The organism is Streptomyces phaeofaciens, assembly GCF_014648915.1.
Lineage (GTDB): Bacteria > Actinomycetota > Actinomycetes > Streptomycetales > Streptomycetaceae > Streptomyces > Streptomyces phaeofaciens.
On record NZ_BMSA01000003.1, the window covers coordinates 664,016 to 677,207 of the forward strand.

9 protein-coding genes and 1 pseudogene are annotated in these 13,192 nt (G+C 72.6%); 5 read left to right on the forward strand and 5 right to left on the reverse strand.

All coding sequences use genetic code 11. The annotated features are described in order from the left end of the window. Positions 1-113 precede the first annotated feature (113 nt). The 5 genes and pseudogenes from IE275_RS09815 to mtnA all read right to left on the reverse strand — a co-directional run bounded on the left by IE275_RS09815 (position 114) and on the right by mtnA (position 7,181). Positions 114-1,010, reverse strand: a complete 897-nt coding sequence (locus IE275_RS09815; RefSeq protein WP_189709805.1) for a ComF family protein — start codon at positions 1,008-1,010, stop codon at positions 114-116. Between the two features lie 173 nt (positions 1,011-1,183). Then, positions 1,184-3,019, reverse strand: a complete 1,836-nt coding sequence (locus tag IE275_RS09820; protein ID WP_189709807.1) for an LpqB family beta-propeller domain-containing protein — start codon at positions 3,017-3,019, stop codon at positions 1,184-1,186. Continuing rightward, on the reverse strand, positions 3,009-5,168 hold the full coding sequence (gene mtrB, locus IE275_RS09825; protein WP_189709809.1) for an MtrAB system histidine kinase MtrB: 2,160 nt from the start codon (positions 5,166-5,168) through the stop codon (positions 3,009-3,011). Before mtrB ends, IE275_RS09820 begins: the two co-directional genes overlap by 11 nt. Position 5,169: 1 nt before the next feature. Next, positions 5,170-5,859 carry a two-component system response regulator MtrA gene (gene mtrA / locus IE275_RS09830; RefSeq protein ID WP_189709818.1) on the reverse strand — a complete coding sequence of 230 codons (690 nt, stop codon included), beginning with the start codon at positions 5,857-5,859 and terminating at the stop codon, positions 5,170-5,172. A 150-nt stretch (positions 5,860-6,009) separates the two neighbouring features. Beyond that, positions 6,010-7,181: pseudogene (gene mtnA / locus IE275_RS09835) on the reverse strand (S-methyl-5-thioribose-1-phosphate isomerase). Between the two features lie 140 nt (positions 7,182-7,321). Here mtnA and IE275_RS09840 point away from each other — a divergent pair. The 5 genes from IE275_RS09840 to IE275_RS09860 all read left to right on the forward strand — a co-directional run bounded on the left by IE275_RS09840 (position 7,322) and on the right by IE275_RS09860 (position 13,079). After that, positions 7,322-8,671: a glycerophosphoryl diester phosphodiesterase membrane domain-containing protein gene (locus tag IE275_RS09840; protein WP_189709822.1), complete on the forward strand. Its 1,350-nt coding sequence runs from the start codon at positions 7,322-7,324 to the stop codon at positions 8,669-8,671. Between the two features lie 229 nt (positions 8,672-8,900). Continuing rightward, positions 8,901-9,587 (forward strand): DUF4129 domain-containing protein, encoded by a 687-nt coding sequence (locus tag IE275_RS09845; protein ID WP_189709891.1) that lies wholly within the window; start codon positions 8,901-8,903, stop codon positions 9,585-9,587. After that, on the forward strand, positions 9,584-10,780 hold the full coding sequence (locus tag IE275_RS09850) for a DUF4350 domain-containing protein (RefSeq protein ID WP_189709824.1): 1,197 nt from the start codon (positions 9,584-9,586) through the stop codon (positions 10,778-10,780). The genes IE275_RS09845 and IE275_RS09850 overlap by 4 nt, the downstream gene beginning before the upstream one ends. After that, positions 10,780-11,769: an AAA family ATPase gene (locus IE275_RS09855; protein ID WP_189709826.1), complete on the forward strand. Its 990-nt coding sequence runs from the start codon at positions 10,780-10,782 to the stop codon at positions 11,767-11,769. Before IE275_RS09850 ends, IE275_RS09855 begins: the two co-directional genes overlap by 1 nt. Then, entirely contained in the window at positions 11,769-13,079 is a 1,311-nt protein-coding gene (locus tag IE275_RS09860; protein WP_189709828.1) for a DUF58 domain-containing protein, read from the forward strand. Before IE275_RS09855 ends, IE275_RS09860 begins: the two co-directional genes overlap by 1 nt. Positions 13,080-13,192 lie beyond the last annotated feature (113 nt).

Sequence of the window (13,192 nt, forward strand, 5' to 3'; positions counted from 1 at the left end):
TCCCTCACAACCGAACATATCTCGCCCGGACGGATGTCGTCACCCTCTACCGCGGCGTACCTCCGTTCAGGTGAATTGACCCTCTCATTACCTGCAACGACGCAAGTTCTCCCTCAGTTCCGGTTTATTTCGAAGGAATCCGGCGACGCCGCGACCACGGCCGCGCAGACCACCCCTTCGGCCCCGCGCCCGGCCACGGACCCCCGCGGATCCCGGCCCGGACCCCGGCCCGCACCTCCTTCCCCGGCTCCGGACGGCTGTACTCCTCTGCCTTCCCGGGAGAGCCCCCCGTACACAACCCCCGCTCCCTCACCACGCCCCGTCCGCTCCGCCGTCGCCACCCGAACGGCTCGCGCCGCCTCCGCCAGGGACGCGCCCGTCGTCATCAGATCGTCGACGAGGACCACAGGACCGCCGCACAGCACCCGCGCCCCACCGGGCACCACCGCCAGCGCACCCACCAGATTGTCCAGCCGCTCCGGCGCACTCAGCCCGGCCTGGTCGGCCACCGCCCGCCGCTGCCGCAACACCGCGGCCACCCGCACCGCCAGCCCGGCCCGCCGCAGCTCACCGGCGGCGGCGAGAGCGATCCGACGGGCGGGGTCATGACCGCGGGAGCGGGTGGAGGCGGGGGTGGAGGGGACGGGGACGAGCAGAACGGTTCCGGGGGGAGGGGGAGGGGGCCCCTCCCCCACCCCCACCCCCTCCTCCCCCAGCCCCACCCGCACCGCCCCCGCCAGCGCCGCCCCCAACGGCCGTGCCAGCGCCAGCACTCCGCGCTCCTTGTGCGCGAGCAGCGCCGCCCGTACTTCGTCGGCGTACCGGGCCGCCGCGTGCACGGCGGGCAGCCCTGGCGGCTCCGGGACCGGCCGTACCCGCAGCGGTGCCGTCCCGCCGAGTGCGGCGCGGCATTCGGGGCAGAGCACCGTACGGGCCCGTCCGCAGCCTCCGCACTCGGCGGGCAGGGCCAGGCCGGCGAGTTCCTGCCACCACTTGCGAACGCCTTCCACGTCCACCACTCTGCCAATGTCGGTGGAGTCCGGCCACCCCTGTGGATAACTCCCCGAGGGTCCTGTGGAAAAGCCGGAGGGATCCCTCGGAACCAACCGCCGAGATCCCGTCGAGATCCCGTCGTGATCACCCCTGGAACCACCCCAGGAACCACTCCGGCATCACCCCGGGATCACCCCGGATAAAACGCGACGGAAGCCGTCTCCTTCAGTGTCCGCCAGCCGCTGCCCCCGGGCAGCCACAGCAGCCCGTCCTTGGAGGTCGCGAAGAGGGGGGCGTCGCTGTCCTCGGAGGCGGCGATGCTGTTGACCTCGGTCAGGCCGGGAAGCGCGCCCGACTCGGGGATCGCCCCGTCGCTCTGCACGTACTGCACCTGTTCGACGCCGCCGGCCTCCTGTCCGACGACGACGAGCCGACTGTCGCCGGCCCACGACACGGCCGCGACCCGCTCCAACTCGGGTGTGGCGGAGCGCAGTTCCTGGACGGAGACGGACGGCTTGCCCTCGCTGTCCTCGGTCCGCTCGATGCGGCCGATGAGCAGGGACTGCTTGCCGTCCTTGTCCACGACGAGCGCGATCCGCGCCCCGTCGGCGGCGACCCGTACGGCGTCGATCCGGCCGTCCAGCCTGGGGGTGAGCACCTCCAGGGCCGGGCTCGCACCCTTCTCCAGCAGGAGCAGCCGCGGGTCGGCGGGGTTGCGGTCGGCCACCCACAGGTCGCCCTGGGCGTCCCAGGTGGGCGTGGTCAGCCGGTCGGTCTCCGTCTTGCCCTGGCTCAGCAGGACGGGCTCCCCGAGGGAGCTGCCGGTGACGGTGGAGGTGACGTAGAGGGACTTGCCGTCGAGGGCGACTCCGGCGGCGCTGTGTTCGTCGCGGGCCACGGCGACGGAGCGCAGGGCCTTGGTGCCGTCGCCGAGCGCGCCGGGCACGGGGTCGGCGCTGTTGCCGCCGGTGGCGCTGTCGGCCATGCGGACGAGGCGGTGGCGTCCGTCGATGAAGTACAGGTATTCGGGGCGGGCGCGCGAGCCGCGCTCGGCGACGGCCGCGGCCTGGCCGTCGTTGAGGGAGCAGAGCTGCTTGCCGCCCGCGCGCAGCGCGATCTCCTCCACCGTGGGGGTGACGCTCTGGAGGGTGAACAGCAGCTGGGCGGCCATCTCCTCGCACTTGCCCTCCCCGATGCGGGCGGCCTTGTCGTTGAGCGGCACGGTGAGCTTGTTCTGGTCGTCGGGGGTCAGGGCGGTGACGCCCTTCGGCAGTGCGGTGCCGGTGGGGAAGCCGGAGCGGACGACGGGGCGGAGCCAGCTGGTGGGTCCGTTGAGCAGGGAGCGCACCATCTGGGTCATGGGGTCGACGCGTTCCCGTACGAAGACGGGGTCGGCGACGGTCATCGGCTGGCCGGAACCGGCGGCCGTGGTGTCCGACGCGAAGTAGTACTTGTTGACGGACGTGTAGTTGCGCTGGAAGTCCGACTTGCCCATGACGACGCCCTGGGGGAGCGCGTCGATGCGCCACTGGCGGGTCTTCTTGTCGCGGGTGAGGTGCACGGTCTCGCTGTAGTCGCCGGAGGCGGGGCTGTACGACTGCTGCGCGTCGACGAGGGCGACCTTGGTGCCGGTGAGGATGAAGGCGTAGTCGTCGCCGTCCTCCCAGGCGCCGGAGCGGCCGGCTTCGGTGCCGGGTCCGTCGGCGAGTACGGTCGTGAGCCGCTCGGGCTCCCATTTCTGGGCGGCTCGGCTGGTCAGGTACTGCCGTGCGGTGGAGAAGCCGGGGTCGTCGCTGGTCAGCGCTTCGAGGAAGCCCTGGACGATCTCCGAGGGCGGTGCGTCGTCGCGGGGTGGCATGGCGAACACCCGGACCTGGGTGTCCTGGCGCGGGGTGGATTCGACGCCGCGCAGGTCGCCGCTGTCGGGCATCGAGGCGCACCCGGCCAGCAGTACGACGCCACACGTGGCGTACGCCACCGCGCGCCCCGGCGTGCGCCGGGCGTGTCCGTCGCGGTCAGCGCCCACGAAATGCCTCCCCTTGTTCGTCAGGGCCGTCCGCGGTGGCGTCCTTGCGCCCCGGTGCCCCGCTGTGTGCCGCGTCCTTGCGCCCGGACGTCTCGCCGGAGGCGGTCCGCGGCTCGTCCTGCCGTGCTGTGTCCGGACCGGTGCCCGGTCCGGTGCCTGCTGTCCTCCGTGCCGCTCCCGCGCCTGTCGCGCCCCCCGAGGAGGCGGGCCGTGGCACCACGCGGGCGCCGTTGCCCGGCAGCGCCGTGGGGTCGGCCGTGGGCGGTATCGCGGACAGTCGGGGTGCGAGCGGGGCGCGAGCGGACGACCGTTGTTCGGCGGCCGGCTGGACCGGCACGGTGGCGCTCTTCTCCCCGCTGCCGCGGGGCAGGCCCGCCTCGTCGAGGCCGCGGTTGCGGCGGGAGTCCTTGGGTTCCAGTGGTATCGGGGAGCCTCGCAGCGGCTCGTCCGCCGTCCGGGGCAGGGTCAGCCGGAACTGCGAGCCGCCGCCGGGCTCGCCCCAGGCCTGGAGCCAGCCGCCGTGCAGTCGTGCGTCCTCCTGGGCGATGGACAGGCCGAGGCCGGTTCCGCCGGTGGTACGCGCGCGTGCCGGGTCGGCCCGCCAGAAGCGGCTGAAGACGCGAGTGGCCTCGCCGGGCTTGAGCCCGACGCCGTAGTCGCGGACGGCGACGGCGACGGCGCCGCCCGCCGAGGCGAGCTTGACGACGACATCCCTGCCCTCGCCGTGTTCCACGGCGTTGACGACGAGGTTGCGCAGTACCCGTTCGACGCGCCGGGCGTCTGCCTCGGCGACCACGGGCTGCTGGTCGCCGAGGACCCGTATGGCTGTGCCCTTGCGGTCGGCGAGCGGCGCGGCGCCGCTGACGACGCGCCGTACGACTTCGCGCAGGTCGATCGGCTCGGCCTCGAGTGCGGCCGCTCCGGCGTCGAAGCGGCTGATCTCGAGGAGGTCGGCGAGCAGCGACTCGAACCGGTCGAGCTGGTCGGCGAGCAGTTCCGCGGACCGCGCGGTGACGGGGTCGAAGTCCTCGCGTGCGTCGTGGATGACGTCGGCGGCCATCCGGACGGTGGTCAGGGGCGTCCGCAGTTCGTGCGAGACGTCGGACACGAACCGTCGCTGCATCCGCGACAGGTCCTCCAGCTGCTGGATCTTGAGCTGGAGGTTCTGCGCCATCTTGTTGAAGGCTTCGCCGAGGCGTGCGATGTCGTCCTCGCCGGTGACCTTCATCCGTTCCTGGAGGCGTCCGGCGGAGAGCCGCTCGGCGATCCCGGCGGCCATCCGTACGGGGGTGACGACCTGGCGTACGACGAGCCAGGCGATGGCTCCGAGGAGTACGACGACGAAGAGTCCCGCGGTCGCCAGGGTGCCCTTGACCAGGCTCAGCGACTTCTCCTCCTGGGTGAGCGGGAAGAGGTAGTACAGCTCGTAGGGGTCGCCGTTGGGGTCGTTGAGCTGTTTGCCGATGACGAGGGCGGGCTGGGACTCGTTGTTGTTGCTGTACCGGATGCGTGTGTAGCTCTGGGCCGCGCCGGTGCTGGTGTTGATGCGTGAGCGCAGGTCCTCGGGGACGCTCTTGTTGGGGTTGACGTCGCCGGAGGCGCGCGGGCCCCGGCCGCCGCCGCTGTCGTCGCCGGGGGGCAGGGTGACCACGTCGAAGGCGCCCTGGCCGCCGCTGGACAGCGACGACACGAGCTCACTCATCCATTCGATGACGTTCTGCGGGTTGGAGCCGTCGACGGGGGCGCCGTCGACGCCGGCGCCGGCCGTCTCGTCGGACTTCTGCTTGGCCACGGCGAACCCGCCGGTGGCCTGGCTCTGGGAGGCCTTGACCTTGGCGTCGAGCAGCCCGTTGCGGACCTGCCCGATGACGACGAAGCCGAGCAGCAGGACGACGCCGAGCGACATCAGCAGGGTCGTGGCGACGACCTTGAGCTGGATGTTGCGCCGCCACAGCCGCATGACGGGCAGCAGCGGCCGGCGCACCCAGCGCAGCAGCAGTCGCAGAACGGGGCTGCCCTGCACTCCGCCCTGAAGCAGGCCTCCTTCGAGGAGGCGTCCGAAGCGTGAACCCATCGTCTTACGGCCGACAGGCCGCTCCGGACGGGCCCCGGACCGGCCGGGGGCCGAAGCGGCACTGTCTCCGGTCATGTCAGCTCGGCCCTGCCTTGTATCCGACGCCACGGACGGTCACCACGATCTCCGGCCGCTCCGGGTCCTTCTCGACCTTGGAGCGCAGTCGCTGCACATGCACGTTCACCAGACGGGTGTCGGCGGCGTGCCGGTAGCCCCACACCTGCTCGAGGAGCACCTCGCGCGTGAACACCTGCCAGGGCTTGCGGGCGAGTGCGACGAGCAGGTCGAACTCCAGCGGCGTCAGCGCGATCGACTGGCCCTCGCGCTTCACGGAGTGACCGGCCACGTCGATGAGGAGGTCGCCGATGGCGAGCTGCTCCGGCGCCGGCTCCTCCGACCTGCGCAGCCTCGCCCGGATCCGGGCGACCAGCTCCTTCGGCTTGAACGGCTTCACGATGTAGTCGTCGGCGCCGGACTCCAGCCCGACCACCACATCGACGGTGTCGCTCTTCGCCGTGAGCATCACGATCGGCACGCCGGACTCGGCCCGGATGAGGCGGCACACCTCGATGCCGTCCCGTCCGGGCAGCATCAGGTCCAGCAGCACCAGATCGGGCTTGGCCTCACGGAAAGCAGCCAGCGCCTTGTCGCCGTCGGCTACAAAAGACGGCTCAAAACCTTCACCACGCAGCACGATGCCGAGCATCTCGGCAAGTGCGGTGTCGTCGTCGACGACAAGGACTCGTCCCTTCATAAACGACATCATCCCATTCTCATAACAGTGACAGTGGTGCAGGTGAGCATGGTCACTGGCCCGTGACGATAGTCGTATCCGGCCGTCACTGTCTGCCCTCGTCCGTCGACCTCGTTGTCGGCACCGATACCGGCCCGTCGGCCGGCACCCGCGCCGCGATCCCTACCCACCGCCGCCACCGGCTCCCGGCCGGCCGTCCACCGTCACCGTGCGTGACCGGCGCGCAGCTCCGCGAGGCCCTCCGCCGTCACGGGCGAGACGACCCCTTCCTCCGTGACGATCGCCGTCACCAGCTCGGGCGGCGTCACGTCGAACGCGGGGTTGTACGCCTGCGTCCCCAGCGGCGCCACCGGCATCCCGCCGCCCGCCCCCGTCACCGGCACCTGGGGCGCCGCCAGCTCCGTCACCTCGAACCCGGGCCGCTGCTCGACCTCGATCGACGCCCCGCTCGGGGTGTCCGGATCCAGCGTCGTCACCGGCGCGACCACGATGAACGGCACATGGTGGTAGCGGGCGAGCACCGCCAGCGGATAACTGCCCACCTTGTTGGCCACCGAGCCGTCCGCGGCGATACGGTCCGCCCCGATCAGCACCGCGTCCACCTCCCCGGCCGAGAACAGCGAACCCGCCGCGTTGTCCGTGAGCAGCGTGTACGCCATACCGCTGCGCGCCGCCTCGTACGCCGTCAGACGGGCCCCCTGCAACAGCGGACGGGTCTCGTCCACCCACAGCCGCCGCAGCCGCCCCGCCCGGTGCGCCGCGAGCGCCACCGCGAACGCCGTCCCCTCCCCGCCCGACACCAGCGCCCCGGTGTTGCAGTGGGTCAGGACGCGGTGCCCGCCACCGGGCAGCAGCTCGTCGAGAAGCGCCAGCCCGTGCCCGGCCATCCGGGTGCTGGCCTCGGCATCCTCCCGGTGCAGCTGCCGCGCGGCAGCCAGCGCGGCCCGCGCACCCTGCGCGGGATCACCGCCTCCGGCCAGCGCCGCCACATACGCGGCGCGGGCCCGGCCCACACCGAGCGACAGGTTCACCGCGGTGGGCCGGGCACCCGCCAGCGCGGTCGCGGCCTCGTCCACGTCGAAGCCCCGTGTGGCGGCGAGCGCGACGCCGTACGCCCCGGCGATGCCGAGCAGCGGCGCCCCGCGCACGGCGAGCGACCGGATCGCCTCCACCAGCGCGGACGCGTCCGTACAGATGCGTTCGACTTCCTCGGCCGGCAGCCTCGTCTGGTCGAGAAGCACCAGTACAGGGCCTTCGGGGGGCTCTTCCCAGCGAATCGCGGGTATCCCGGTCGACCGCTTGTCCTCGCCGGATTGCGCGTACTGATCAGCCATGCGGTCAGTCTGCCCCGGATCCGGCGGACAATTGAAGGTGCGCAGCCCCTACCGCGGCCCGTCACCCGATGACCACCCCGTGGCACGATGGCTGCCAACCTGCCACCGCGACCGCGGACGGGCATCGTGAAGGAGCGACGATGAACGACACTCCGGGCTGGGCCTCGCCCGGATCCGCCCCGTCCGACGGAAGGGATCCCGGCGCGTCCGACCCCGCCGACCGTCCCACCGGCCCGCAGCCCGCGGACCAGCCGGACCCGAACCCACAGAGCCCCGGCACGAAGTGGTCGAACGAGCAGCCGCCACCCGCTCCGTGGTCCGCGCCCGCAGGCCCCCAGAATCCGGCCCAGCCCCCTCCGCCCCCGCCCCCCGGCCCCGGCTGGGGCGGCAGACCCCCCGCAGGCCCCGGGGGCTACGGCGGCCGGCCCCCGGGTCCGGGCGGCTACGGAAACCACGGTGGCTACGGCACTCCCGGCTGGGGCTCCGGCTGGGGCGGCCCGCCGCCCGCGGTGAAGCCCGGTGTGATCCCGCTGCGCCCGCTCGGCGTCGGCGAGATGCTCGACGGCGCCGTCTCCACCATGCGCACCTACTGGCGCACGGCCCTCGGGATCTCCCTGACTGTCTCGATCGTCTTCGAGATCGCCGCCGTCCTGCTCCAGGGCCTGGTCCTGGACGACGCCCTGGACACCTCCGCCCTCGGCGACACGAGCTCCAGCCTCGAAGAGCAGACCCGCGCCATGGGCGACGTCATGCGCAGCTCCGGTCTCCTCCTCCTGATCAGCATGCTCGCCGTCCTCACGGCGACCGCCCTGCTCGCCCCCGTCGTCAGCCGCGCGGTACTCGGCAAGCCGGTCACCCTCAAGGAGGCCTGGCGCGACGCGCGCCCGCAGATCCCCCGGATGCTCGGCCTGACCCTCGTCCTGCTGCTCATCACGGCCGGTGTCGCCGCCGTCTGTGTCCTGCCCGGCATCCTCGTGGCCGCGTCGGGCAGTGCTGACGGCGGTGCCGCGCTCATCAGCCTCGGCGTCTTCGGCGCGACCGGACTCGTCCTGTGGCTGGTGGTCCGCTACTCCCTCGCCGCGCCCGCCCTGATGCTGGAGAAGCAGGGCATCAGGAAGTCCCTGAGCCGCTCCGCGAAACTCGTCCGCGGCTCCTGGTGGCGGATGTTCGGCATCCAACTGCTCGCCGTGATCATCGCGAACATCATCTCCGTGATCGTCGTCGTCCCCTTCGCCCTCCTCGGCGCCGCCCTGAGCGACGCGGGAATCGGCGGACTCGTCGACGCCGGCAGCGACTACGGCTGGACCTACCTCATCGTCGGCGGAATCGGCTCGGTCATCGGCTCCATGATCACGCTCCCGATCGCGGCAGGCGTCACCGTGCTCCTCTACATCGACCAGCGCATCCGCCGCGAGGCCCTCGACCTCGACCTGGCCCGCGCCGCGGGCGTCCAGGGCTACGGATCCCCCGGCACCACCTCCGGGGGCTGATGCGGTGAGACCGACGGGGGGAGTTCTCACAGCGGTACCCATCACGGACGGAACACCCGCACAGGTGCTCCCGCCCGCCCCGGCCGAAGCGGCCCCAGACGCCCTCGCACACGCCGCCGACCCGGCCTTCGCGGCCCTGTCGCACGCGGCCGACGCGATCCCCGCGGCCCTGTCCCACGCGGCCGGCAGGGCCGTGCACGCCCTGCTGCACACGGCCGACCTGCCGGTCATGGCACTGGCCGGCTCGAACGACGAACCTCCCCTCACCGTCCCCCGCGACCCCGCGCGGGAGGCGGCCCGCCGCGAACTGTCCAAACGCCTGTACCACGAGAACGACCCCAGCCCCCTCGAACGGGCCCTCAACGCCTTCTGGGACTGGATCGGCAACCTGTTCGGCACCGCGTCGACCGCCACCCCCGGCGGCACGCTCGGCCTCCTGGTCGTCATCCTGGCCGTGCTCGCCGTCGTCGGCGCCCTGTGGTGGCGCCTGGGCACCCCCCGCCGCGAACCCACCTCCACCACCGCCCTGTTCGACGACCGCCCCCGCAGCGCCGCCGAACACCGCGCCGCCGCCGAGGCGCACGCCGCCCAGGGCCACTGGAACCAGGCCGTCCAGGAACGCATGCGCGCCCTCGTCCGCTCCCTGGAGGAACGCGCCCTCCTGGACACCCGCCCCGGCCGCACCGCCGACGAGGCCGCCGCCGAGGCCGGCCGCACCCTGCCCGCCCACACCGACCGACTGCGCACCGCCGCCCGCGACTTCGACGACGTGACATACGGCGGCCGCACCGCCACCGCCCAGGCGTACCAACGCATCGCCGAACTCGACCACGACATCGACCGCACCACACCCCAACTCACCGCGAGCAGCGCCCACACCGCGGCCGACCCGACCCACCGGGGAGCCGCCGAATGACCTCCCGGGCCACGCTCCCCTCCACTTCCACCTCCCCCACCGCCCGCCAACTGTGGACCCGCGCGCGCGGCATCGCCCTCGCCGTCGCCCTCCTCCTCGTCGGCGCCGTCGCCCTCGCCACCCTCCAGTCCGACGCCCGCCACGGCTCCCTCGACCCACGCTCCGCCGACCCCTACGGCAGCCGCGCCGTCGCCGAACTCCTCGCCGACCGCGGTGTGTCCACCCGCGTGGTCACCACCCTCGCCGAGGCCCGCACCGCCACAGGACCCGACACCACCCTCCTGGTCGCCACCCCCGACCTCCTGACGGAACGCCAGCAGAAGGCCCTGCACACGGCAACGGCCGGCTCGGGCGGCCGCACCGTCCTCGTCGCCCCCGGCAGCCCGTCCGTCGGCATCCTCGCCCCCGGAGTCACAGCGGACCCCGCCACCAGCCGCGACTCCGCCCTCTCCCCCGACTGCGCCCTCCCCGACGCCCGGCGCGCCGGCACCGCCGAAACCGGCGGCACCCGCTACACCACCCACCACCTCGACGCCGACGAGTGCTACCCCAGCCGACGCCTGGCCACCCTGCTGCGCATCCCCGACCCCTCCGGCGACGGCGACACCGTCGTCCTCGGCGCACCCGACATCCTCTTCAACACCCGCCTCGACCAGCAGGGCAACGCCTCGCTCGCCCTCCAACTCCTCGGCTCCCGCCCCCATCTCGTCTGGTACCTCCCCTCACTCTCCGACACCTCCACCACCGGCCAGGACGACGAGAAGAGCTTCTTCGACCTGCTCCCCTCCGGCTGGCTCTGGGGCACCCTTCAACTCTTCGTCGCGGCAGCCCTGGCCGCCCTCTGGCGAGCACGCCGACTCGGCCCCCTGGTACCCGAACAACTCCCCGTGGCGATCCGCGCCTCCGAAACCGTCGAAGGCCGCGCCCGCCTCTACCGCAAGGCGGCCGCCCGCGACCGCGCGGCCGCCGCTCTTCGCTCCACCACCCGCACCCGCCTCGCCCCCCTCGTAGGCGTCCCCGTCACCCAGGCACACACGCCCGAAGCACTCGTCCCCGCCCTGTCCGCCCACCTCCACGGTGACGGACAGCCCCTGCACTCCCTCCTCTTCGGCCCGCCGCCCAGCGACGACACCGCCCTCATCGCACTCGCCGACCAACTCGACGCCCTCGAAAGAGAGGTACGCCGTCCATGATGGACCCGACCACTGACAACGCCGGGAACACCGGGGACCCGGGCCGCGCCCGAGCCTCCCTGGAAGCCCTGCGCGCCGAGATCTCCAAAGCAGTGGTCGGCCAGGACCCCGCCGTGACCGGCCTCGTCGTCGCCCTCCTCTGCCGCGGACACGTTCTCCTTGAAGGAGTCCCCGGAGTGGCCAAAACGTTGCTCGTCCGCGCCCTCGCCTCCGCACTGGAACTCGACACCAAGCGCGTCCAGTTCACCCCCGACCTCATGCCGAGCGACGTCACCGGCTCCCTCGTCTACGACACCCGCAGCGCCGAGTTCTCCTTCCAGCCCGGCCCGGTCTTCACCAACCTCCTCCTCGCCGACGAGATCAACCGCACCCCGCCCAAGACCCAGTCCTCCCTCCTCGAAGCCATGGAGGAACGCCAGGTCACCGTCGACGGCACCCCCCGCCCCCTCCCCGACCCGTTCCTGGTCGCCGCGACCCAGAACCCCGTCGAGTACGAGGGCACCTACCCCCTCCCCGAAGCCCAACTGGACCGCTTCCTCCTCAAACTGACGATCCCTCTCCCCTCCCGCCAGGAGGAGATCGACGTCCTCACCCGCCACGCCGAGGGCTTCGACCCACGCGACCTCAAGGCCGCCGGCCTACGCCCCGTCGCAGGCCCCGCCGACCTCGAGGCCGCCCGCACAGCCGTCGCCAAGACCACGGTCTCCCCCGAAATCACCGCCTATGTCGTCGACCTCTGCCGCGCCACCCGCGAATCGCCCTCCCTCACCCTGGGCGTCTCCCCCCGCGGCGCCACCGCCCTCCTCGCCACCGCACGCGCCTGGGCCTGGCTGACCGGCCGCGACTACGTCATCCCCGACGACGTGAAAGCCCTCGCCCTGCCCGCCCTCCGCCACCGCGTCCAACTGCGCCCGGAGGCCGAGATGGAAGGCGTGACGGCCGACTCCGTCATCAACGCGATCCTCGCCCACGTCCCCGTCCCCCGCTGATGGCACTCACCGGACGCGCGGCCCTGATCGCGGCCCTGGGCTCCCTCCCCGTCGGCATCTGGGAGCCCAGCTGGACGGGGATCCTCGCCGTCAACGTCCCCCTCGCCGCCGCCTGCGCCTGCGACTTCGCGCTCGCCGCGCCCGTACGACGCCTGCTCCTGACCCGCTCCGGCGACGCCTCGGCACGCCTCGGCGAGACAGCCGACGTCACCCTCACCGTCACCAACCCGTCCCGGCGCCCCCTGCACGCCCACGTCCGCGACGCCTGGCCCCCCAGCAGCTGGCAGCCCGGCACCGAGACCGAGGCCTCCCGCCACCACCTGACGATCCCGCCCGGGGAGCGCCGCCGCATCACCACACGCCTACGCCCCACCCGCCGCGGCGACCGCCAGGCCGACCGGGTCACCATCCGCTCCAACGGTCCCCTCGGCCTCTTCTCCCGCCAAGGCACCCACAAGGTTCCCTGGACGGTACGCGTCCTCCCCCCGTTCACCAGCCGCAAGCACCTCCCCTCGAAACTGGCCCGCCTCCGCGAACTCGACGGCCGCACCAGCGTCCTCACCCGCGGCGAGGGCACAGAATTCGACAGCCTGCGCGAATACGTTCCCGGTGACGACACCCGCTCCATCGACTGGCGTGCCACCGCCCGCAACTCCACGGTCGCCGTCCGCACCTGGCGCCCCGAACGCGACCGCCACATCCTCCTGGTCCTCGACACCGGCCGCACCTCCGCAGGCCGCGTCGGTGATGCCCCTCGCCTCGACGCCTCCATGGACGCGGCCCTCCTCCTCGCCGCCCTGGCATCCCGCGCCGGCGACCGCGTCGACCTCCTCGCCTACGACCGCCGCGTACGCGCCCTCGTCCAGGGCCGAACGGCCCGTGACATGCTCCCCTCCCTGGTCAACGCCATGGCCACCCTCGAACCCGAACTCGTAGAAACCAACACCCGCACCCTCACCGCCACAGCACTCCGTACGGCCCCCCGCCGTTCCCTGATCGTCCTGCTGACCACGCTCGACGCGGCCCCGGTCGAGGAAGGCCTCCTCCCCGTCCTGCCGCAACTCACTCAGCGCCACACGGTCCTCGTGGCCTCGGTCGCCGACCCTCACATCACCCGAATGGCCGCCTCCCGCGGCGACACCGACGCGGTGTACGAGGCCGCAGCCGCCGCCCAGGCCCAGACCGAACGCCACCGCACCGCAGAACAACTCCGTCGGCACGGAGTCACGGTCGTGGACGCCACACCCGATGAACTCGCGCCGGCACTGGCAGATGCCTACCTGGCCCTCAAGGCGGCCGGACGCCTCTGACAACAAAAAGAGGGCTCTCCGCAGAGAGCCCTCTAAAAAAAATGCCACACAATCCGAAACGCAGAAAACCCCCAAGCCGATAGGCTTGGGGGTTTTCTCAAAATTTGTTCGGC